At 38.2% G+C, this 24396-nt stretch carries 18 protein-coding genes; 9 read left to right on the top strand and 9 right to left on the bottom strand.

The window, feature by feature from the left end:
* Positions 1–62: 62 nt before the first annotated feature.
* Positions 63–5534, bottom strand: coding sequence for a hypothetical protein (locus ACNKW3_RS19090; RefSeq protein ID WP_427400937.1), 5472 nt, complete (start codon positions 5532–5534; stop codon positions 63–65).
* Between the two features lie 950 nt (positions 5535–6484).
* Between ACNKW3_RS19090 and ACNKW3_RS19095 the strand changes: the two genes are divergently transcribed.
* The 3 genes from ACNKW3_RS19095 (at position 6485) to ACNKW3_RS19105 (ending at position 8658) form a co-directional block, all read left to right on the top strand.
* Complete coding sequence (locus tag ACNKW3_RS19095) at positions 6485–7285, top strand: hypothetical protein (RefSeq protein WP_427400938.1); 801 nt, start codon at positions 6485–6487, stop codon at positions 7283–7285.
* Positions 7286–7499: 214 nt separating this feature from the next.
* On the top strand, positions 7500–8039 hold the full coding sequence (locus ACNKW3_RS19100; protein ID WP_427400939.1) for a hypothetical protein: 540 nt from the start codon (positions 7500–7502) through the stop codon (positions 8037–8039).
* Between the two features lie 79 nt (positions 8040–8118).
* Entirely contained in the window at positions 8119–8658 is a 540-nt protein-coding gene (locus ACNKW3_RS19105) for a hypothetical protein (RefSeq protein ID WP_427400940.1), read from the top strand.
* Between the two features lie 28 nt (positions 8659–8686).
* Here the strand turns inward: ACNKW3_RS19105 and ACNKW3_RS19110 are convergent, their stop codons facing one another.
* The 3 genes from ACNKW3_RS19110 to ACNKW3_RS19120 all read right to left on the bottom strand — a co-directional run bounded on the left by ACNKW3_RS19110 (position 8687) and on the right by ACNKW3_RS19120 (position 11421).
* The gene (locus ACNKW3_RS19110) at positions 8687–8935 is read right to left on the bottom strand and encodes a hypothetical protein (RefSeq protein ID WP_427400941.1); all 249 of its coding nucleotides are present in this window, start codon (positions 8933–8935) and stop codon (positions 8687–8689) included.
* Positions 8936–9282: 347 nt separating this feature from the next.
* Entirely contained in the window at positions 9283–9903 is a 621-nt protein-coding gene (locus tag ACNKW3_RS19115) for a hypothetical protein (protein WP_427400942.1), read from the bottom strand.
* A 3-nt stretch (positions 9904–9906) separates the two neighbouring features.
* The gene (locus tag ACNKW3_RS19120) at positions 9907–11421 is read right to left on the bottom strand and encodes a hypothetical protein (protein ID WP_427400943.1); all 1515 of its coding nucleotides are present in this window, start codon (positions 11419–11421) and stop codon (positions 9907–9909) included.
* Positions 11422–11802: 381 nt separating this feature from the next.
* Here ACNKW3_RS19120 and ACNKW3_RS19125 point away from each other — a divergent pair, with 381 nt between their 5' ends.
* Positions 11803–12228: a hypothetical protein gene (locus ACNKW3_RS19125; protein ID WP_427400944.1), complete on the top strand. Its 426-nt coding sequence runs from the start codon at positions 11803–11805 to the stop codon at positions 12226–12228.
* Between the two features lie 181 nt (positions 12229–12409).
* On the opposite strand, the gene ACNKW3_RS19130 is transcribed toward ACNKW3_RS19125, so the two are convergent.
* The 3 genes from ACNKW3_RS19130 to ACNKW3_RS19140 form a co-directional block, all read right to left on the bottom strand.
* Complete coding sequence (locus ACNKW3_RS19130) at positions 12410–13282, bottom strand: hypothetical protein (protein WP_427400945.1); 873 nt, start codon at positions 13280–13282, stop codon at positions 12410–12412.
* A gap of 336 nt (positions 13283–13618) precedes the next feature.
* A complete protein-coding gene (locus tag ACNKW3_RS19135; RefSeq protein ID WP_427400946.1) occupies positions 13619–14998 on the bottom strand; it encodes a GTPase/DUF3482 domain-containing protein in 1380 nt (459 codons plus the stop codon).
* Positions 14988–16112, bottom strand: a complete 1125-nt coding sequence (locus ACNKW3_RS19140; protein ID WP_427400947.1) for a DUF2868 domain-containing protein — start codon at positions 16110–16112, stop codon at positions 14988–14990. Before ACNKW3_RS19140 ends, ACNKW3_RS19135 begins: the two co-directional genes overlap by 11 nt.
* 658 nt (positions 16113–16770) lie before the next feature.
* Between ACNKW3_RS19140 and ACNKW3_RS19145 the strand changes: the two genes are divergently transcribed.
* Both ACNKW3_RS19145 and ACNKW3_RS19150 read left to right on the top strand, forming a co-directional pair.
* Positions 16771–18132: a hypothetical protein gene (locus ACNKW3_RS19145; RefSeq protein WP_427400948.1), complete on the top strand. Its 1362-nt coding sequence runs from the start codon at positions 16771–16773 to the stop codon at positions 18130–18132.
* Between the two features lie 34 nt (positions 18133–18166).
* Positions 18167–19387 carry an MFS transporter gene (locus tag ACNKW3_RS19150; protein WP_427400949.1) on the top strand — a complete coding sequence of 407 codons (1221 nt, stop codon included), beginning with the start codon at positions 18167–18169 and terminating at the stop codon, positions 19385–19387.
* 8 nt (positions 19388–19395) lie between these two features.
* On the opposite strand, the gene ACNKW3_RS19155 is transcribed toward ACNKW3_RS19150, so the two are convergent.
* Positions 19396–20382, bottom strand: a complete 987-nt coding sequence (locus ACNKW3_RS19155) for a hypothetical protein (RefSeq protein WP_427400950.1) — start codon at positions 20380–20382, stop codon at positions 19396–19398.
* Between the two features lie 279 nt (positions 20383–20661).
* Complete coding sequence (locus tag ACNKW3_RS19160; RefSeq protein WP_427400951.1) at positions 20662–21843, bottom strand: DEAD/DEAH box helicase; 1182 nt, start codon at positions 21841–21843, stop codon at positions 20662–20664.
* A gap of 355 nt (positions 21844–22198) precedes the next feature.
* On the opposite strand from ACNKW3_RS19160, the gene ACNKW3_RS19165 reads away from it, so the two are divergent.
* From ACNKW3_RS19165 to ACNKW3_RS19175, 3 genes are read left to right on the top strand one after another with little or no spacing between them, the layout of a single operon-like run.
* On the top strand, positions 22199–22525 hold the full coding sequence (locus ACNKW3_RS19165) for a hypothetical protein (protein ID WP_427400952.1): 327 nt from the start codon (positions 22199–22201) through the stop codon (positions 22523–22525).
* A gap of 43 nt (positions 22526–22568) precedes the next feature.
* The gene (locus ACNKW3_RS19170; RefSeq protein WP_427400953.1) at positions 22569–22802 is read left to right on the top strand and encodes a hypothetical protein; all 234 of its coding nucleotides are present in this window, start codon (positions 22569–22571) and stop codon (positions 22800–22802) included.
* Positions 22803–22804: 2 nt separating this feature from the next.
* Positions 22805–23986: a hypothetical protein gene (locus tag ACNKW3_RS19175; RefSeq protein WP_427400954.1), complete on the top strand. Its 1182-nt coding sequence runs from the start codon at positions 22805–22807 to the stop codon at positions 23984–23986.
* Positions 23987–24396 lie beyond the last annotated feature (410 nt).

A 24396-nucleotide genomic window follows, 5' to 3' on the forward strand; every position in this document is an offset into this window, starting at 1 on the left:
ATGTCATTCAAAAAGTAATATATCACTCGCAAATTGTTTTTCCGTTTACGCAAAACCTATTATCATTTTGATAGCTCACTACCGCTGAGCACCGCGTCTAGCAAGCCGAACAGGTAGTTTATCTTTAGGTTTATGCTCTTTGATTTTTTGCGCTTATCATTAATAAAATAAACGTGATACCTATTTAACGCGCTGTTGGAAGATACTGCCATTAACGTCACGTTTAGCCCTAAATATTGACAAACCTCTTTAAACCTAGCTAACTCCAGTTCCTTGATCCACAGTGTGGTATTATTGGCATGCACTTTCCAAAATTGTATTACATAAAGCAGTTGTTCCGGTGTTTCAGCCAGTAACCTAATTGCATTATTGAAAACCGCAATAAAAATCGGGCTTCCAAGATATGCGAAGGTTCGTTGAAAGGACAGACAATCGGCGTCGTTTACATTATCTATGTCTGCGAATATATGACTTGAATTGATTGCCTTTACATACGCCTTCAATTTATCAATTTGTTTTTGAAGAACATTGGGTACGTTGTTAGGTAAGTTATTTCTTTGTGTTTCAAAGCGCTCAAGCAATGTAGTGTGTAAATGAAGGCACTGTATCTCTACCGCTTTTGGATAAGACACCAAGCTATATAGTTCTGGTAACGCTACTTTGATATCTGAGCATTGAATGACATCATTAGGAAGTACGTTTGGCATTCCTCTTATTTTTGTTCTGACATGAACCTCGAGCCTAAATTGTCTGTTGGGTGTTCCTTTTATTTTATTTTGCTGCGCTGTTATTTGTTTGATAAAACGGGTGTGTCGAGTGAGTCGTTTTACCCCATTGTTGCTGTCCATTTCACTAATTATATTGAGCGCATGAAGGTAATACTCCCTGCAGGTAATTGGAGAATGCCCCATCCTTTGAGCTAATGCTCGAAATGCTATGCCTCCTACTTCACTTTGCTGTGAAATGAGTGAACGCAGTAATTCAGCTCTAAAACTTTCAAGGTCATCATTGCGACACCACTCTTGCATTACCTTTTTATACCGAGTATCCTGATGGGCATTGCCTAAAAACAGTACGTGAAAATTGACAAAGCTATGCCGACAGTCGTATAAGCGTACAGATGGATTATTACTCACGTGTTTTAAGATATTGCCAAGGTTATTTGTGACAATCTCGAATACATACTGGATGTGCTCAATAGAAGCGCCCATAAAATACGAGAGAAAGCTAAAATCTCTGTTGTCTTTAGGTGTATATAATCTATTAATATGATCAACCAGATTTGTAAGGATCTCTTTTTCATAGTCATTAAGATAAAGCGACAATGGGATCCTTCTAGGTGTGTTAACAGATTTACTCGGTAGGTATTTGCGCCCCTGCACAGCTAAAATCCAGTTTTTGGTATCAAGCTGCTTGTGATGTATCAGCTTCAAATCCATCGGTCGCAATCCTGCGCGTTGACAGAAAATTAATGATGCTTTGTGGACCAGCTTATCATCATCACTAAATACGCTTACCTCATCAATTGCATGTAGTGCGTCTTGGTAATTCTGCTCTGTGACGATGTTGCTTAAATTACTGGACTTGAAACGCCTATTACTATTGAATAGCTGCCAAACATGTGAAAGATCGACATTTGGCGGATTTAAAAACCTCGCTGTAGTGTCATTAAAGTCCCTTAAACGCGACAACAACACATCGTCAACCTTACGAGTTAAATTTTTAACGGCATCAAAATATAAGTGCGAAAACTCTTCCTCATCATAAAAAAGAAATTGTGAATCTTTTACTACAGGTCCAAGTGTTTTATAAACGGTCGTTAGATACTCAACTAAAGAGGTGGATAATATTTTGTTTTTAGGATTTTTTCTGGATTGGCGACCTGATGCTTCATGCATAAAAGCCAATAGTGCTAACGATAAATGTGAAAGTTGCTGAGAATTTTTAATAAGCCAAGTTATATCGTCACTTTGTGTGACACCAATGATTTCCGCCCAACATGCAAGAATGTTCGACCGGTTACCATATGCTGACTTTTCAATCGTTTCTTTTAATTTGTCATACACATCAATGTTGCCAACACTTTGAGGGACCTTTATTAAATTGGAGACGATGTTTTTGTCTTTTGATGACTGTTCTTTTGGTTCGGTTTTCAGGATCAACCGAGGCGCTAACTGAGTCAGTTTTATAAGATCACAAAATGCGTAATGACTAGACTTAAATTTCGCTACGCTGTTAACAAAGCCAATCCGTGAATTTTGAAAAATAGCATTTCTACACATAAACATCTTCAACCGATTCACATGTAACAACGCTCGCTCAACTTGTTGTTCATTTAGATATGGTACGACGTGGTGTTTAAATTGATTAAAAACCTTTGCCATATGTTTTTTGTTGAGAATTAAAAATTGGGGGGGGATGTCAACACTCGGACCTTCGTATTCCTTTTGGCTATGATTACTGACTGAATTTAACAGCAAATAGCTGCTCATCAAATTTAATGGGTATACAGTTTTATTGCCTTCTTGCGCTTGAATATAAAATGTATCTCTATACTTATATATAGCAAGTTTAGCAGGCAGATGTCGGCGTTCTTGTTCGATAACCGCAGGCTGAAACAGTATTAGGCTTAAATATATAGTTTCATGGGTATATTCAAATTCATCTGATCTTTCGACGTCTTGTTCATTACCCACGGCCAGAAATTCGAGGAACTGCTTTTGCAAGATCTCAATGGTTTTAGCACAGTATAGTGAATGTAGATGTCCTGAATGTTTCGCACCGCCAGCCCGTAACATTTTTTTACGAAGCCTTACATCGTCAGTTTCTTTGAAGTACCCCTGTATATTATCAAGCAATATCCCATAAAGCTTAATATGACGTGTCGGCCAGTCGTCTGGCGTTTTCCTGACTTTTAATTCAGAAAATATTTGTTCTAACCGGTCATCCCTTGAGGCATACAGATCGGGAACAGTTTTTATTTGTTCAAGTATGAACTTCATCACAGTCGTTCGATTAGTTTCTCTTTCTAGCCACATGGCGGGGCTATAAAAAGCATTCGTTGGCTCAGTGTTTAGGTGGTAAGTCATTTCTTTAAAGTTAACCCCCTGCGTATACCTGCCTTCAATGGGGCGCAAACCTAACGTCTTAAGGTAACTTTCATTTGCATTTGAAAGCTCTTCCAGCACTGATAAACCATTTGCCATCGCAAAGTCATCTAGCATGTGTTGTCCTTGCTCAACATGGCCAAGCAATTGCCTTCGATAAGGGAGTTGATTTGGTGTTAGATTGGAGCTCAACAAATGCCTAGCAAAGTTATGAGGTAAATCAAAATCGTTTCCTAAACTTTTACATATATCCGTTATCGTAATTGGTTCTAGGCTTCCTCCCTTAATTTGAGAGAGCAGAGGTTTATTAGTACTTCTCCCCTTGTACATATCAAAAAGACTGATGAAACATTCAGGATATTTACGATTTAACATGAACAGAACAAAGCGCATTTGCTTTCTATAGTTTTGCAACAGGGTTTGGATAGTTTTGGGTAATCCAGAGAAGCGCATCGCAGAATACTGCTCAGAATATTTATCGCTCACAAGGCAGTAATTGAGCTTTTCATCTAAGGTTATTTCATCAAAAAACAACTGCTCGTTATTTCTGTGACCGGTAATGGCCATTAAGGAAAGTGACACGTAGCATGCAAAGCTATTATGAAGTTCAATCGCCTCATCAACTTGCATTTTAGTAGTTGTGACCAGTTGTTCAATTTTATTAGCTAATTTCTGAATGCTATGTGAAAGCATGTCTATGTTTATACATAGTCGACTTCCTATATGGGCCGAACTTCTATGTTCAATGTCAGTGTAAACAATCGATAGCCGCTTTAATGAAAGAGCATAGTGTGATGAAGCTTCTGCACTTGAAATACTCAGATAATATAATGACATGGGGTTAGAAAATTCGTCTGTCGCAAATATCAAAGACGCTATGTCGATGTCCGAAGGAGTAGGCTCACCAAGTCTCTCTGCCATTGTAGAAAACAGCAAATATCTAAGGTTTTTCTCTGTTAAACGCCGAATGGACAACCCGAGTCTTTCTTTTAGTCCAAGCAAATACTTATTAAGGTCTTCCCTGTTAATGTTAACAAATCGCTCTAACAAACAGTTATTACATTTTATGCTGCTTCTAAGTAACTGTTGCACTAAGTGAGAAACAGACGTAGGCATGGGTAGGGTTAAATATTCTGAGTGCGGGTGTAACCATTTATTGCGTTGGGCGTTAGATCCTGAGTATATAGCATTAACAAGAGATAATGATTTTCGCAGCCAACCAATAGGCGTTAACTGAATGCTTGAATATGTATTGTCGCAAAATTGATTTTTCAATTGGAACGATAATATCTGTTCAAATGTCGACGCGGTAGTAATCATCAGCGCAACTACAAACGCACTTTGACCTGTACTATCGAGATTTACGCCGCTATTTTTGCCTGATAACGCCTTTAAATCTTTCTCGACTTCCCGCCAAATATCAGTACGCTCTTTTAACGTTAGGTGATAGGAAATGTAGGGAAGGTTTAATGCATCAACACTCTTTTTTCTGTAATTAAGAAAATTGACATTATTTAAGTCCCTTGGTTTTGGCTGCAATACAGAATTATCTATTGCAGACTCAGTTTCCTCTGGAGGAGGCTGATACTTTGGAAGCACCGATGCATTTATGTTTGTGACAGATGTACTAGTTTTAGTTAAGCCATTCCCCTCTTCCATATCTTCAACTTCTGACTCAGATTGCTCGGGCTCATCATGTTGCTTTTTAGGCTCGCCTTGAACATTCGTCCTAATTTGCGCCTTTGTTGCACCTTGTTTAATAAAGACGCGAATTGCATGTTCTAAACAATCAACATCTTTATTTTGTTTTGTTTCCAGGTTAAACAATAGCGATTTGTAGTTTTTATTCCTAATATTTTGACTAAGCGTTCGTGAACTGGTGCGCAATATTTTATTATAACAAGTGAACAGGTTTTTCAGCCTAGTATTCGCATCTTTAGTATCAATAGTATTTAAGTTAGACGAAGAGTCGCTTTCTTTCGTTTCTTTTGCCTCTTTCTTTTCTTTCGCTTTTTCCGCTTCCTTGGCTTTTCTGATTTCTCGGTAATACAGAAACACGTAGAACTGGAAGAGATAGGCTTCTTTTTTTGTCGCTTCGCTTACATTTAGTAAAGGTTTCGAATCAAAAAATTTAACAATGATTGACTCGATAGAATCATCATTTTTGCCTATTGGACGGGGCGTTATACCCTTGCCGAAATCCAGCTTATCAGTTATTGCTTTGTACGTTTTTTCAGTCTTACTCCCTACGTTGCCATAAAGAGATAAAAACGTTTTTGCAGCCATACAAACATTTGACGCAAATGCTCTAGGGGCCATGTAATCGAAAAGCTCAGGACGACTATTGTCGAAGAGCCATAGAATTTCATCTTCGCACTCTTTTGACAGATTATACTTTTTGCACAACCCACTAATGTCATCTTCCATGTTCAAATATCCCTAATTAGAAATTATAGCTTAAAGTTTAAACCATGCATTCATTCAGGAGCAAACTTAAATCAAGCTATATTTTTTAATTAGAATCGTTATTTTATGGGGTTTAAGGTGATTTTAGGGAATATAAAGTTATATTAGGGTAGTTTAGATTATTTAATAGGACCGTAGTTTTCACATCCTTACAAGGCGGGCAAGTTCAAGCCTTGCTGCGTCCACCATCTCCCCCAGCCCTTTAAATTCAATACATACAGCAATTTCACAATAAAATTTTTTCAACCGAATTTTAATTTGCGGACTTCAAACGTGTCAAATCTGTGCAAGCATACCACTCTACCCCTTGTATTTATTGGCTTATAGCCCAATGCAATTTGCACCGTAAAAAACACGTAAGATTGGTATTTTTGTACTTGCATTAAGAATTTGCTCTGTAATTTTTAAGCGAAAAATTTTGAATTGAAGTAATTTTATAGATTGTTAAATTAATACAATCAATGCGAATTTTTAGAAAATTTAACCGCTCTTAATTGCAAAAAGTGTGTTATTAATTCAATTTTAACTTCCTGCAAAATTCCACTATTGATTAATTCGAAAGCTTAAGTGAGCAGTTTACGTGAAGTAAATTACGAGCTCTGTTTGAAGGTATCGAGCGAATTAATTATTGTCTAGAAAGCTAGGAAATTTTTGTTTTGTGGTCATTGTACAATTGTCTTTATTGGTCCGCTTCAGACAAATTGCAGACCTTCAAGGCTTAGGTTTTAAAGTTCCGAGTGTGCCATAAGCTGCCGTTCAAATATTTGTAAATTAACGTCACATTCGTACATGGAGCAGACATTTAACCTTTCCCATGAAAACACAACAAACGGTTTTTCAGTGGAAACGGGAGTTACTATTAAGTCTAAGTAATAAGCTGTTAGGCAACTTCGGAGAATGAGATCCCATTTATGCGTAGAGATGACCCAATAACTAATGAGCAGGTTCAGATACTTTCTGAAATACTAAATGAAGAGATTACAGGTCAGCTCCTTGAGGGCTTTCTCATAATGTGTTCGCGCCTAGTCGATAATTTCGGGCATCACAGAACAAATGAATTAAGGAATATATTCCAGACGCATAAAAAAGAGGGCGTTGCTTGTCTAAAGAGAAGTTTATTGGAATTATCCAACGTATTGAAATCATATAAGGACTTTACTGCTTTATATCCTGTGTCCATAAATCCTCCAAATCCAGCATTTCCTATGTTAAAAATGATAGGAATAGAGAATATTGTTGACCATGTATACAGAGTTTTAGATTCTAATTCTAGGATTCGTGGAACTGATGAATTGGTTTCAGAATACATAATGCGTACGGGACAGCTTCCATTTGCTCCACCTCCTTCAGCCCCTGTTCTCAGAGAAAAGCCTAAATTTGTACACTGGTGTTCCTATTTAACATTTGCTACACCTAGTGAAACTCAAGATGCATTGCAAATACTACCTGAGTGGAGTAATTGTAGATTGAGAGCTACTTTGCCAGTTGCAACAATTCGAGAACATGCTTATATGGCATATAACGGAGATCATCATGATCCAAAAAATAAAGTTTTTGGCTTTTATGGATATTTTTTTGAGCCTCTAACGCAAGATCATCCCCCATTGCTTGGAGGGTGCGTTCAAATTAAAGTTTTTGGCTCTCCAAATGTTACGGTACTGGAGAAGTGGTGTGAAGAAAAAAATAGATGGTACACGGTCTGGTGCCAATAAATAATCTTATGCCTAACTAAGCCGTCTAGAGGGACTTTCGCATTGCCTGCTCCGCCCCTGCTGGCGGCGTTGACCGTCTTATGTTTGACTTATATTGACATTTCTCTTTATTTGGCATGAAATTGACTTACATAAGCATATCTAGAGTCTGTCAATTCGGGCATATCTAGACGTGTAGGTAATGACACAGTTATGCATCAAAAGAGGTTTTATTTTGACACATGTAGCAAATATTTATCCTCATCATGATCTTCTAAACGTGGCTTTTTATCACTTTGAAGTAATTCAGCAAAAATCAAATGATTCTGATTCAGAAGCTATAGCATTGGACTGCATTAGTTGTTTGATAGCGCTATCAATTGGTGTAGAAGGACTGATCAATTTTTGTGGAGATAAAATTGTCGAAAATTGGAAAGAACGACAGGCCTACCATAAAAAACTTAAACAGACTGCTGATGCACTAAAATTAAAGTTTGATGAGTCAGCAGAGCCATTCTCAACTTTGGCTTTGTTAAAAACGCTCAGAGACGATATGGTGCATCCAAAACCAATAGAACGACAAGGTAAAGTGGCTTCAAAAGAAGAATTAAACAAACTAATGGAAACATCATGGGACCCATACTGCAACTATGAGTTTGTTCAGCATGCCTTCAATCAGGTGAATGAGTTTGAGCGATTGATTTATGCAGAACCTGACATTCAAAAATCGGGAATTTTAACCGGAGCCTCGGGCTGGGGTAAAATTGATGCATAACCAACGATTAGACAGAGATGCCCAGCCCATGTCATACATTCGCATGCGCAAGCGTCACACCAAACTCTGGTCACTAGTTATGATGCATCAAGATAAACTGATGTTCAAATTTATAGTTCTATTATCGATTCTCTTATGTGTTTCATGCACTAAAAATACCGATGAAGATTTTGATGAAGTTGAGTTGAAATCAAATTATGAAAGTTATAGCGGTGCCTATTCAAAACTCAAAGATATGATGAATACTGATTCAAAAGAAATGGCTATTTTTGAGATAGGAATAGATAGCATTGGCGACTATAAATTCGATGGGGATGGATGGTATAAAAATTATAAAGAGTATGTGTCGTATGATGTCGTTCTCGGAGTTTATATGTTAAGTGATGAAAGGATTCAAAATTATATTGGCTTGTTAAAAGAAACTGGTGCTCAAAAAGTTGAATTTTATAGAGGCAATGTTGCTATTACAGTCTTAGCCAACGGTTTTGTATTTGGTGGTTGTTTAAGCCAAATCTACTTTCATCCTGTGAAAACTGAATTAGAACGTCCATCTTGGACAACCACATACTATAGCGCTAGATTTTCTGAAAATTGGAGTGGTGAGACCAAGTGTAATTGAGGTGTAACAAGGTTTCGACCGGAGGAAATCAACAGGCTGAATATTGAGATTCTCCATCGGCAATGAAACAATGGTAAGCTGAATTGGCTATTCCAGTACCCAATATCAACTGTATTTCAAAAAGATTTTCACGAGACAATTGACTACATTCTTGTCCATAATCAAGAACGATTACAGGCAGCTCCTGAAAAATCTGCATTTCTTGTTTATTTTCGGCGGCTAGATGAAATGACATCAAAACGAGCACAATCAGCAGGCAATTAACATTGCATTGCATACTTTAACTTCCCTATTATTAATTCGTACCGTTAAGTATTCTAGTTCTAACTATAGTTGGCAAATAATTCCGTCTTTTGTAATAAACCAAAAATTAATTAGCTTCTAACTTATCAGAACAGAAATCGAGTGTTCTATTGCATGAAAATTTAATTCACTATTGCATTGAATATTTGATCCGTCCATTTCCCTTCTATTGATTAATAAATAAGAAAAATTTGATTAGTCATACGGAGCAATTCTTAATGCAAATGTTTGTTAAAACTGGCTCACTTTTAAATGCAAACTAACACCCAGCCCACCTCATTTGGCACCAAACCAGTTAGAGTTCACTAAGGAGAAAGTCAGTTAATCACCAATAACTTGTTCAATGTTATCACTTAAGGAAGGTAGTCGCTTAGTCATTTCGTCATGATCTTCATACTGCACTAATAAAGGCATTACTTTTATATTTAATACATTAATCATCGCATAACGATGATTGCCACCAAGTAATAGCACTTCACCATCAAAATGTGGCTGTGGCATAGCAACTACAGGGGTTAAAGGATTCCCCTCACTACAATAAGCTATAACATGGGCAAGCTTGCCAGCAAAGCCTAGTTCCCATAATTCTTCTGGTGAGCGTTTATTGTAGTGGCATAAACTATTGTAAAATTCAGTTTGAAACACCCAGCAAAGCTTAAGGCCATTTGGATACTCTTTGGCATATTGATTCGGTGACATTCCATCGAAAGCGAACCTAAAGTTATTAGGGCAAAGATCCCAATTAATATCAAACGAAGGCCAGCATTTAACTGGCTTGTCTATAATATTTTTTGCTTTGTCTTGAAGGCTCAACCTAAGCTCCCTGATTTTCCGATATTGCGCTAGGTCCCAACCATCATCTACTGCTTGGCTCTCCATGATCGATTCATGAGTAATACCTTCTGCTTCCATTTCCTTCAATATACTCTCAAAATCAGTCACGAATTACTCAAGCAAAATTATAACGGGCTTATCACCATAATTACTTTCTAGATTAGAAAGTTCATCATATATCTCCTGAACTGAGATTGGCGAAGATATATTGGTTGATATTCTATCTAAGATAGTTATTTTCGGGCCATTTACTTCGTATTCTCGCTCCGTATCTTCACTTTTTACGATTTTATCCTCAGCGGAATACCACGTATAAAAAATGACATCACCTATGCGGTAAGCTATTGCGCCCAGCAATACAATTTCATCATCTAAATTTAAATTCCCATCTACAACATTGAATGAAATACGAAATCGAATAGCATTCCCACTAAAAAAATCAAAAATACTAGAACATGATGGCGCTAAATACTCAACTTCTTCGAGGCTAACATAAATTTCATCTCCGACATCAAATAATCGTGCAATTCGCATTAACGTATTCAATGCCTCAATATTATCGGAGTAGTCAATACTATTTTCCTCCAAGTTGATACTTCCCAAAACCTCCTGTCCACTATCACCCTTTATTAAAACTTTAAAAGTATCGCCACTAGAGACATCAGAAATAAAATTCAAATGATCTCTTAAATCTCTTAATTTAAAGGGCTTTACACCGAAATCAAATCTGAAATTTAAATTTTTACTATTGTGCTTAAGTGTAAGGTCAAAAAAGCTAGACTTATATCGTGACTTAAATAGAGGATGATTAAAGTCACCTAAGAACTGAGGAAAGTAGGCTTCAACATCAAACCTGTAATCATTACTGATACTACCTTTGCGAAATATCATTTTTGCTTTAGCAGTAGGCTCTAGGCGAGTTAACGACAGCTCAGCCGACTCTGCACTCAGGCCAGTTTTTTCGTGCAACAGCCCAAATCGCTTTTCTACAGCAGCTATATTCGAGATGTTAGCCTTTTCTTTTAGGCCAAGATGCACATCAATAAGCGCTTCTAGGTTTTCTTTTCCTATTAGGTCAAACTTTATTTTTAAGCGCTCATCATCATACCCCACGTTTTCCAAAAAATTCTTTTTGCGAAAGGTATAATCATTAAGATTGCCAATATAAGATTTTAACTTTTGCGATAGTGATGCGCCTGTTAGCTCACTTAATAAATGGCTTTCATCATAATGAACGGTGTAACTCTTTTTATCTGTTGTAGCGACTAATTCAAGGACTTTTTCAATAAGCTCTTCATCCATATGCCTAAGAAAAGCTCTGATGGGCTGGTTAGTAGCGTCATATTCAATGAAAATGTAAAAACAAGGAAGTGGATCAACAGCCAATTTACGTAGATTAGGCAAATCAATAGATAGCTTTCGTTTTTGACCATCTGTTGCCTTGACCTGCACTTTACACTTTGGAGCAGACTGATGAACTGTTAGACCTGTGATTTCGTTGCTAAATGGAAACTCAACGATGAAATCCCAGCCCATTTTATCTTTAGTAGATTTATTAGCGATTAAGCCAACTTCTGAACACCATGCATAAAAGTGTGACTCACCTAAATCGCCCAAATCTCTCATTTCTTGACTTCCTTAATAGCTTTCGTTATTTCTTAAAATAAGAAAACCAGCTCCCGCTGGCTTTCTTTGCTTGACTTAGGTTGCCCCCGAACTAAATCCGATCAATAAGCTAGAGTGGTTGGAAATCAATTTCTCTACCTCCTTTAACTCCGCCCCCTTTGATTTTTAACCTCTACACTATATCCTTTTTGAGTTAACCACGATTCAATTTTTGAAACAAAGTCAGGCTCATTTGAATATACGTAAATCTCTCCAGCAATAAATACTTTAATGCTATGTATAGAGAATACTAACGTGCCTTCTTCATAAATGTAGTAAAAAAAGCTCTCACTTGGCAAGGAAGAGTTTAATAGTCCCTTTTTAAGGCTATAGTTTAAAGAAATGTTAGAAACAAAATCACTTCGTGATCTAGAAATTTTAAATTCTGAAATAGACTACAATGAAAAGTTGTTTCTAATTGAAGAGACCCTCAAAAACTTTGAGAATGATTTTATTAGGACATTTGGTAATAAGTTCTTTCAAGAATATCAAGAATTCGAAATGGCGAAGGCTACAGAGCTTCACAACAAACGTACTTATTCAAAAATGAATCAATTCTTTTCGAATTATTCGAACTTGTCGGATGCGCAGAAAAAAGATATTGAGCGGATTTATCAATCAATTTCGCAACCAACTTCAATCAAAACAATTGGCGTGCATGGGACACGTTTAGAGTCTTTTAGGCACAATGTAATATTCAATGAATGGTATATAAAAGAACTATCGAGAGTAACCGAAGCAGCGAGAGTAATTGTGAATAGCGGTTAATCAGTGACTGTAACTAGCATTTTTTACAACAGCCATGTGGTGATATCTTGAACCCCCATCTCTAGCATAAGCGGCATTCTGCACCAGAAATAATACTGAGCCACTACAGCTATTATTATAATAGAGCGAGCACATCTAAACTACGACTTATTAGGTGTCTCGCTCAGGAGCTTTGCAAAATTTAGCTATTTAGCGTTTTATGTCTTCGATATCCCATTCCAAGCAAGCCCAAACATACTAGCCCAAGCATCGCTGGAGCCGAAGCTTCAACATTTGCGGTTTCAATTGAATATGCACTCAATGTACTTCCCGACCCATTTTTCCAATCGTAAAAATATAAGGTGTCGTTTGCGTAGGTTATGCCTGAAGATAAACCATCTAACCCGAAGTCGAAATTAGCTAATTCGAGTCCTGTGGTAATATCGAACTGTCTAATAAGGGCATTCGCTGTATAGTCGATAGTCCAAAGTTGATTGCGAGCACTATCTACTGCGATATCACCAATACCGTTGGCTGTGCTAAGTGTTAAAGTTTGTGTGATTGTATCCGCTGACGATAGGTTTGATATTCTAATCTGGCTTAGCCCACTCCAATTATATGCTCTCGAGTTTTCAGCGCGATATAAAACCCCGTTTCGCACATCAATGGGATAACCGCCATAAGCTGCGACTTCTGACGATAAATCCGTTCTATAACCCGTTGTTTTATCTATAGTGTGCAAATCTTGATAACTAGCATTACCTGTGTAGTCGGATACGTAGTAATTATTAGCGTCACCTGCAACGGAGGTTGTATGGTGTAAATTTATTGCTAGTGAGCCTAAAATTTGGCCCTGTAGGTCGGTGCGGTAAATCGTTCGTGAAGACTGTTGCGCGAATAACAGTTCATTGGTACTAGTATCGAACCCTAGACCTTGCGGCGCAAAATTACTCATTGTGTCTGCGAGTTGATTGGACAACACGTTTGTGTAGTCGAGGGTTAATACCGCTGAATGGCTTACGTTGGCGTATGTTAAGGTCGAAGCCAAAACAATAATTGCAGAAAAATACTTCATAAATTTTACCTTTCGATGGTTAAACAACAAGCTAAGCTAATTAACTATTCTACAAGCATTCTTGCAGGAAGCGCGCCACTTTAACTAACCATATAATATATATAAATATTTTTTATAAATAAAATGTACGATATCGGTATCTGTAAAAAATACTGACAACCTCAGAGACGCAAAACACCCATTCTAAACGTTACCGATTGTGAAAAACGGCATATACACAATGTCACCGTGACATTGTGTAACATATTACTCAGGCTACAAAGGACCTCCGAAGGGACATACAAATTAAGTGTTTGAATCGAAAGAATCCTAAATGTCTAAAGACTCAAATTGCTGTTACGGCGTTTCAAGCGAAAATAATGGCGATAAAATATCTTCTAAGTTATCTACTGGCTTTTGTTTGATTAGCCGTTCACATGCTGTGTTTAAGTCTTTCTGGCTTGATTTCTCCAAGTTCGCTACTTTTTCTTGAAAGTCCGTCGCGCTAAAATTTAACGCTTGCCGGTTAGCATGATTAAGTTGGGAAATTTGTTTATACAAATGAATAAAACGGCCTATGACGACATAAGGAAAATTTCGATTTTTAATTGGACCAATACATGCCATGTAACCACCTACTGGCAATCCCTTAATTTTCATATCCACTAACTTGTCGGCGCCAAACCAAGCGCTGCCAGCACCAATTAAGCCGCCGCCAACACTACCTAGTAGAAAACTTGAACCACCTACCGCTATATCCAGTGCAGCACCACTAACAGCGCCCGCGCCCGTTGCCGCAAGAATTAGTTGTTTTTTATTAAGCCCCCATGCAAACCACTGGTCACAATCGAATAAATCAGGAGGTAAATTGAAATGGTCGAGTGATATTTGCGTTTGATAATGGGCGTAATTGGTCAGTAGTTTTTGTACTGCCTCTTCTTCTCGTTTTTTCATCCATTGCTTGTACTGCTTTTCTAACATTGGCTTTACCATGTCAGCCTGTTTCTCAGTTAGTACTTTTTGGCAAACCTGATACTGACATAAGTCATTAATTAATCGCGCTAATATACTCACACTTAAGTCTTGCTGATGCTGGCGTTTTACCCGCAAGTCTTCAATTATAGGCGTTAATGTTTTTGCCCAGTCGGGATTAAGGTGGGTAAATGTTTGAAGCAGTTCTATATGTTTGGCAAAGTCTGCTTTCATCGGATTAAACACTCTAACCGATTTAAAATACTGGGCGAGTGCATTATTCCATTCTTCAATATAGTCGCTGTTTTCAATTGGATTTATTAGAGCCATTGAAGGCTGACCTGTCCAACGCAAAATTTCCATTTCAGCTTCGTATTCAGCGCCGTATGGGCGCGAACCGTCAACAACGTATAGTATGGCCGCGCCAGCAATTATTGGTTCTAGCAGTGCAACCTCATCAACAAACTGTCGCTGGCACTCAGCATCTTGCAAAAACTTTGCGACAGTTGCCGCACGCTGGTTTGCACTTGTGCAATGCTGATTAAGCCAAGCTAAAACTTTTACAGGCCGCTGGAAGCCAGGTGTATCTACAAGCTCATACCTTCCATGCGTAGTCTCAACAGAATAATGCTCCGCTCTTTCTGTTGTTCCACTACGACTTGAAATTCTAATACTGTCGTTATGTGAAAGTGTTGATACTATTGAAGACTTCCCTTTATTGGGATGCCCCACGACCGCAAAGGTTGGCACCGTATTACTCGCCATTGTTGTGTTCTCCAGTCTCGCGCTCTTGATACACACCCCAATCAGACATTTCTGCAGTAAATCGTTGCCATTCTTCCAAGTGATTTGGTAAGGCAGGTACTAGCTTGTTGTGCTTGTAATTCACAGGATATAACAAACCTTTGTTATGTTTCATAAAGTCCTGTAACTCGCCCATTGGCGGCTCCCACGCCTTAACTAATATGATTTGTCTGATATCAAACGCAGCTTCTGTATGATTATTAGTTAATGGACCAACCTCAAGTATTTGATTAGGGTGTAAAGCAAGCTGGGACACAATATCATCGGGAAGACCTGCCCAATTTATCAGGGCGTACTCTGCGGGCAAGCTACGAGAAATATCCGATAACTTATGGTTTTCGCTAAATTTATTAACTATGGGTTTTGTTTTAAGGCTAGAGGTGTTTTTGCTCTCGCTATTTGTCAGTTTTTTTACCCACCATTTAGCAAAAAGTAATAATAGGCCTCTGAGTAAGAACGAGTAAACAACTTGTGTTGCTAACACAAACGCCCACCACTGGCCAAAACTACCAGTATTGGTATAACTTGCATTTAATCGTGAATCTTGGGTTAAGCGGAGCAACTCGGCGGTAGGCTGAGCATCCTCCCAAAACCACCAAGGAGAAGCTACTACTTTTAATACAGGCAAGAGCTGTTCTGCAGTTAAAACCGTACTCCGCCAAACAAAATTGATATCTGTAGCAAGTAACAATAATAAAAACGTAATTAATGATGCTGTTGCGTACGCCAGCGCGGCGGCTTGGCTTTGTAGAAAAAACCATTGTTTTTCTACACGAATTTGTCGGATTTTTGCCAAATATGCGCGTTGCGAACTAGACCAAATAGGCAGGTCACTTACCAGCCTAGCAAAATTCACCCCTTTGTTTCCTAACAAGGACCCTACAGAAATTAATGCGCCTAACACAGGAATGAATAAATAGACTAAGAGCAGGTAAAATAGATTAACGCGCCCCTCAGCATCGCCGCTTAACACAGCAATACTCAAAAACAACCCTAGAATACAGCCAAGAATGATAATAGGGAGCGATAATTTGGTTAGAGTGTTTGGCTGATTAGATAAGACAACTGGTTGCACGAAAAGCCTTGTGTCATGAATGATAATAATATTAAAACTTGAGTGTACCTAAAACTCGAGCTTTCATCTATATCATTAGGTCGGAAACACGCGTTGTTAGTATTCATATAGTTTGTTTTTGGAGGCGTTACTGAATAATGAGATAACTCATGCTCCAAGTGTAATAAGACTTGTCAGACTAACGACTTTCTTGAGCTTTTAGTTTAGTGCATAGTTCACCGAATTAAAGGTCCTAGCCTTATACGCTTCCGTCGTAGCATAAATAAACCAAATGCAGCGCAAAGCCAAATCGTATTAAATTTCATTAGATATCCCCTTCCCTGAAGCTTATTTAGCATGAATGTTAACTATAAGACTAATTTAACCTATGGGTAACTTACTGTGGCTGGTTCATTCAAGACTAAATGCACTTTTTTCAAATGGAAGTTTATAAAAAACTGTAAAATTATTTTTGTAGTTTTAGGGCAATGAGTTAACCGATAGCGATTATCTTATCACCACAATGGGTGCTATGATTAGCAGTCAAATAACGCTCTTGAGTACAAGAATTATTATAGGGCGTGCAAATTAAGTAGTTGTTGCGCTCGGAATCTACGATCGGGCAACAATATAAAGTAACTGCGGAGCGCAGTTATCGGTTACTATTTAAGGATAAATTATGTACCGCTTAATCTCACGAATATTTTGGATAATAATCCTTGGGCTCATGACATCATTGAGCTCTGCTCAAAACTTACCGGTTATAGAACAAAGCGAGCAAAACCAATATTGGATTGAGAAAAAGCCGCTTAATTTTAGCTGGCGCGCACTTAATATACGCCTTATGGCAATGGATAATCTTCCTTCGGGTACTTGTTTTAATGCAAGCTTTATCATTGATAATGTTGGCGCTGTGCAATCTGTAAAGATCTTAAAGATCATTCCTGAGAAATATAAAAACCTCATCAGCTCACTCGAAAAAGCAAGGGGTTGGAGTAAATACCGCTTCACCCCGGCTCCGCAAAATAGCGCAATGCAGCCTATCCACACCAATTATCTGTATTACAAAAAAGGCGCCAACCCGTCCCATGCGCAATATATCAGCGATATTGAAACTGCTTGCGCCCTATCACTTAAAGATGTTCTAAGTGCTCAAAATGCCGACGCACCTGTTGACCTTGAAGGCATAAAAGCTAAAGGCAAACAGGCTCTACAGGATCATTATTCATCTTATCGATGCGAGAAAGAAAACATTGATTGTGCATGTGCTCATGAGAAATTTGAAGCCAAATGGAACGCGTTAGGCATAGCAGCCAGCATACAAAACGCGGATATCCCTGCGATTGATAATGCCTGCAGGATTAAAACATCAGATGATGACGTCATCGCCAAGATAAAGGCAGACGCCGCTAAAATGCGTATCAATGTATGTGAGAAAACCCCAGCTATGAAGGGCTATGACTGCGCTTGTTATGAGCAACTTGAAATAGAAAAGAATATAGAGATAAGCAAAATCACTCCCTATGGCATTCAAACAACAAGCCGAATGAGTAACGAAAATCTTAAAGCGTTAAAAGACATCAACCGCACTTACAATCAGCGCCTAACGCAAGAATGCCAAGTCAGTGCTGACAGCTTAAGCCAAGCAGAGATAATAAAAGAAAGCCAAGAGATTTTACAAAAATGTGAATTATCCGCCGAATTAAGTAGTGCGTTTGAATGTGGTTGTCTTGCTGAGCGTTTTGAAGAAGAACGGAAAAAATTAGGTAGAGATTTTGATCAAAGTCACATAATTTCTAAAATAGGTAATTCGAAAGCTTGCATTAATATCGATAAAAACACAGAAAACGTTAAAAAAGGCTGCCTAAAAGGAAAGATATTTTTCGATTTGAAGGGTGTTAGCTTGGATGAATATTGCGGCTGTGTATCTGAGAATTTCGCTGAACGTCTCACTGCTTATAATGGCTCCTTCAACTCCAGCACTGAAGCTAGACTAAAGGATCAAGCCTCAGTTCAGTGCAGAAAGTCTCTTATAGAATAATCATGCGCCAACGACAGAGTTTTGAGGAACTGAAATGACTTTACCAGTCAAACTTTTGAGCTTTTCCATTGCCCTTACTTGCATTTTATTATCTTTAAATTTTGGCTTGAGATCATCAATGGGCTTTTTTATGGCTCCGATTTCAGAAGAATTTGGCTATGGCAGGGAAGTCTTTGCGTTTGCACTGGCGTTGCAAAACTTATGGTGGGGATTATCACAACCCTTTGCTGGCGCCTTAGCGGATAAATATGGCACGAGCAAAACCGTTATTGCTGGTGCACTGTTATATACTGGAGGCCTTTATATAACCGCAACATCTGATTCCATATTTAGCCTAAACCTAGGAGCCGGTTTACTAATGGGAATGGGAATTGCTGCAACAGGTTTTGGTGTTGTTCTACCTGCAATGGCAAAAATGGTTTCACCTGAAAAGCGCGCTTTTGCATTAGGCTTAGGCAGCGCTGCAGGCTCTGCGGGGCAATTAATATTTGTTCCTATCGCTCAAGATTTTATAGCGGCGTATGGTTGGAGTAATGCACTGCTGTTATTAGCTGGAGGTGCACTGTCTATGGCATTGATGGCAGGGGTATTTAAAGATAAAGCTGGCATTCAACAAGCGATACAAACCCAGAGCTCCAAACAAACTGTAAGAGAAGCCCTGAATGAAGCATGTACTTATCCACATTATTGGTTAATCGTGATTGGCTTTTTCGTTTGTGGCTTTCAGCTAGCCTTTATAACAGTGCATATGCCGGCATTTTTAGGTGACAGGGGCTTTTCTGCAAATATTGCCGTGGCTAGTTTGGCGCTTATCGGCTTGTTTAATATTTTTGGTTGTTTAGTGTCTGGATTTTGGTCCGGAAAGTACTCTAAAAAGAATTTATTAACAATAATCTATGCACTCAGAGCTATAGCAATAGCTTTGTTTATGCTATTGCCAATGACGGAAACATCGGTAATCTTATTCTCAATCATCACTGGCTTTTTATGGTTAGCAACTGTACCTCCCACTTCTGGGCTAGTAGCGCAGCTCTTTGGTTTACCTCACATGGGGTTACTATATGGAATAGTTTTCTTAAGTCACCAACTCGGCTCATTTAGTGGTGTTTGGTTGGGAGGTTACCTTTACGACTATACGGGATCTTATGACGTTGTTTGGTGGAGTGCTTGTGTAATTGCAATGATTACGGCTGTCATCCATGTATTTATAGACGAAAGGCCTGTAGAGAGATTACGTTATAGTCCGGCTCGCTAATTACGACTTTAATGAGTAGCAACAAGTTGCGGATATTGCTCGATAATCATGGTGTAAGTCTCTGGTGATTCATTTTTTAAGCCTTGCATTGCCTGTAAGTGGCGAGGATTAATTATCGCTCCTTTGGCAATCATCTGTTCAATCGCGCTGGTAATAAAACGCTTATTTTTGTTTGCGTTAACCAATGCAATAAATAAAGTGTCTACTTGTGAGCGCTCGCCTACATGATTAATATCATCCACTCGTTCTAACAGAAACATGAATGCTTCTTGGCTGGTCTTTTTCGCTAATACCATGTCGAGTAAGGTAAACTCGCCATAATTGAGTGCCGCAAGATCAAGTCCTAGATTTTCAAGTTGTAATACTCTATCAAACTTATGTTTATTGATAAGGGGAAGTAATGAAATCGTTTGAATTTCCGCTCCCATGTTTATTAAGCTCAGTAGCAACTGCTCAGAACCATCTATTTTAACAAGTGAGCTAGTCATCATTGTTAGACAGAGCTGCCTTTTTTGGGGGTGATCGTCAAATTTTATTAATGCCTGATAAACCATGTCTTCACAGATATCCCAATGCTTAGTTGTAAAACAATACGCAATAGGATCCACTGTTTTCTCGACTTCACGAAGCTCTTTATCAGGTATCGTAGGCACTACCTTGTCCTGAATAAGCCCGAAGACTATCCTATTTAAATAATTAGCTAGTTGTTTTGATTGCGCTAAGTCAAGGGAAGCGTCGTATACGAATCCTTGTTGAGTATGTTTTGTCATTTCTTTCACAGAAAGTTGCGCTTTACTGGCTGGTATCGACGGCTCTATAGTGACGTTAATAGTATCTTTTAATGCAGGTTCGACTTCATTAGCGAGATGCTCGATAGCATCCGTTGGCAAGACGACATTTTCTTGGGTACTATCTGTAGGTTCACGAACCATAAGCACATAATAAGATGCGCTCAGGCTGATGATGATAAGTCCCACTATTGTCCATTTAATCATTATCTGTGAATTCCAATAAATTGGTTCTTAGCCCTGAAATAAATGACATTACAAAGCCAAGTTGAGGTTAATTTTGATCCCCCATTGCAATAAATATCTGACTCATCTTTTTCCATTTAGTTGCTTTATCTTTAAATAAGATTGAGTGACTTGTCAGCATTAAAACTGAATGCAAATTAATGCTTAGATCGGATCATTTGAGGATAAAAAATAACATATTACGCGCTAAGAAAGCGGCAGAAAGCTAATATTTGATGCCCTCACCTACCTCTTTTTTTCTTAACGTCGCCTTGGCTTACCCGCTTTTGACTTAGAGTTACCAGCTTTCCCTAACGCTTTAGCTCGTAGTGCTTTTTTCGACGGCTTGCGCTTTGTATTGCTGGCTTCAATTTGCTCAAGATTTGGTTCAAACCCCGGTTCCCATCGAATGGGTAAATGCTCACCTGTGAGCTTTTCTATTTGTTCCAGTAGGTATTTCTCTTTTTGGGAAACCAAAGAAACTGCAAGGCCAGAATGCCCCGCTCTGCCAGTGCGGCCGATACGATGAATATAGTCCTCGGCGTTGTAAGGTAATTCAAAATTTATTACGGTCTGCAATTGTTCGATATCCAAACCGCGGGCCGCTACATCAGTGGCAACCAGCGCGCGTACTTGACCAGTTTTGAACGCATCAAGGCCTCTATCACGAGCACCTTGGGATTTATCTCCGTGCACTGCAGCACAATTTATTCCGTCTTTTTCAAGTTCCTTGGCTAGCGCATCAACCGCCTGTTTTGTACGAGTAAAAATAAGCACCTGCCGCCAGTTATTTGCGCCAATTAAATAGGCTGTTAATGCTGCCTTTTGTTTGTTATCAGTCTCATAAACACGCTGTTCTATTTTTGTAGTTGTGGCATTGCGTGTAGCAACCTCAATTAATTTTGGCTCGCGTAGAATGGTTTTGCTCAAGGCATACACTTCATCATTGAATGTTGCGGAAAAAAACAAGGTTTGGTGTTGCTCGGGAAGGCGTTTAAGAATGCGCTTAATATCAATAATAAACCCCATGTCGAGCATTCTATCGGCTTCATCAAGCACTAGGGTTTCAAGAGCACTTAGATCAATGTATTCTTTAATCGCAAGTTCCAGTAAACGTCCTGGGGTTGCAACCAAAACATCACAGCCTGCATTTAGCGCATCAATTTGCGGATTGATACTAGCACCGCCATATGCAACCACCGAGTTTAGATCTAAGCCTTCACTGTATTTTACGAAGCTTTGATGCACCTGCTGAGCAAGTTCTCGAGTTGGCGTCAGCACTAATACTTTAATCTGGCTCCCAGCTTCACCAGCTAAATAACGTTGAATTAAAGGCAATGCGAAGGCTGCGGTTTTACCGGTACCGGTTTGTGCGCCAGCCATTACATCATGGCCAGCGAGTACTTCAGGAATTGCCGCTTGTTGGATGGCCGTCGGTATCACTAATTACATGAAAGATTCAACATATTGCATAAATTAGTAGCTGATCTCTATACCACATTTGTTCATTAGGTCTTAAACATCTCTTAAACTCTAATTGAATCAGTAGTAAAGCCAAATTGCTTAACGAATGATATCCGGAGGAAATCTGTGATATTCATAAAATTTTATCCGATATCAATGAATGTCTGAACCTTAATTTATCAACGCCTTTTCAAGGCTCATTATACTATAGAATTACACCTACTTATCAAACGAAGATTTGACACTCTAAAATATTTATTATACTTTAGTTTAAACCTCATCTGTAAAGATGAAGTTCAAACATGGACTTAACCTATATTTCAAGGACAAAGAAATGAAACTTACTACAAAGCATATCTTCTACTTTTCGGCACTAATCAGTATATTTTTTCTTGGCACTACTTCTTACAAAGTTTTTTCCGATGTAACCAAAATAGATCCGGTTTTAGAAAGTAAAAAAGAATTAACGCTAGAAGATGGAGACATCGCTACCATGTCAATGACTCCAATTGAGTGGGGGATTGGCGGGGGCTATACTGATTATGGGAGCGCTTTCACAGTTGGAGCGGCGACGCCCTTTAACAATAATCCAAGTTCCGGATTTATGAATTTCAGCGTTAACTTGGCAACACTTAATAATTTAGGTGGATTTGGGGGGTAGCTTCGGTGATGAAGGCCCTCAAGACGATGTGTACGATTGTAAAATGAGAGTAGCTAACAATCTCGAAAGTTGTATGAATGCTGCGAATGATGTTGCACTTTATCAGTCAATAGCAACTGGAATTTTTGCAGTTGCGGCTGGTATATTTTCAGGTGGAGTTGGAGCAGCTTTTATTGGAACTGTTGGTGCAGCCGAAACTGCCCATACATTTAATGAAAACGTAAATAGATGTACGAGAGATAATACACAAGGCAATCTAGAGTGTGAAAGAAGATGAATATGATTAACTATATTGTGATGTCCAAAAAAGAAGCGTCGTACTGCATCTACCTTCCTATTATTATTTACTCGGTTGGTGCGTTATTCTTTGATGCGTTTGAGTTACATTTTGTTTTTGGGTATTTAATTTTAGGAGCATTCGCCCATATTTCATATCAATGGTACAAAAATAATAAGTCAAAAATTATAAATAAAGAAATTCAAGAAGATGCAAGGTTTTTATATTTAATACCTTCAATCGCCGCTTTGTTTCCTATATTTTTGTTTTGGTATTCGTCAGTATCTATTAATGAAATTGCTTTACAGAGCGACAATAATAAAAACATTCACGAAGAAAAAGAAGCGATTTCCGTTTATAGTGAAAGGCAAATAGAGCCTTCAATTAACTCAACTTTTGAAAACAAAGAACGAGGACTTAACATTGATGAAGTTGAAGACATTACTTTATTCGTGCCAGTTCCTAATAGTCCTAAATCTTCAATGACGCAATTAGGAACAAAACTGATCGGTGTTCTGAATCGAATTAGTGGAATTGAAGAATTGAGTGAAGATACCAAATCCAAAATCGGCACCGATGTAGCTCGTCTTCAAGGACTTATTTTAAAAAAAGACTGGGATGGATTTTTAAGTGCCGCTGATACTTTTTCTGCAGATTATCCAGATTCAATTAGTAATCTCGCAAATACCGCCATAATGGTTGAGGCTCCGATTGAAGTAATTCTCAAATTAGTAACACTAGGAGCAAAAATATCAGCCGCATCTATATTACATCTTATAAAATCCGGTGATTTTAACACAGTCATTACATTAGAAAATTATGGAATGAAACCGGATTCAGAAATGTTCAAAAATTTCAATGTAATTGACGCAGCCTTGATGGGGCCAATACAACCAAAATCTTTCGAATTTCTAGTAAATAGATATCAAGCAACCTATGGTTACAGTGAAATTGGGACAGACACTATAGGAAATGCGATTATTTTTTCTAGAGCAAATCGCGATTTTATCTCTTATTATATAAGTCTTCTTTTAAAAGGTAGTGACAAGTTTTCCGATCACCATCGAGCATTGATGGCTTCGTTAAAACAAGAGGATGAAGCGATTTATACTGAGCTCGTGAGTTCCTTTCCAGAGTTAGCCCATTCTTACAAGGTTGAAAAACAGATCAAGGAAAATCTATAACAGCTAAAAACTCTCGTTTAAAGATGACAGATCCTAGAGGATTTGTCATCTTTAGATTAATAAGGTTTTATAAACTATTAACCAGAGAAATCTATTTTTCAATTTTTATTCCTAATTACAAACTTACTCAATCACAATCTCATTTGATCCACCATCGCCATACATATCTGACGCATCTTGTTCCGTTTATTTATTAAAGATCCAATTACTTTTACGGACTAAAACTGAATGCAAATTAATGTTTAAATAGAATCACTTGCCGATACAAAATAATTTATAGGAACTTATGCATGCTACGACACTAATAACTATACAATACTCTTCGATAAATGGTGTAGTGGTCAAGTGTTTTTGGCCACGGGTTTATAGTAATTCCAATATCTCTTTTCTGATTCATTTGGCGTCAAACT

This window comes from Glaciecola sp. 1036, assembly GCF_050306235.1.
Taxonomy (GTDB): domain Bacteria; phylum Pseudomonadota; class Gammaproteobacteria; order Enterobacterales; family Alteromonadaceae; genus Glaciecola.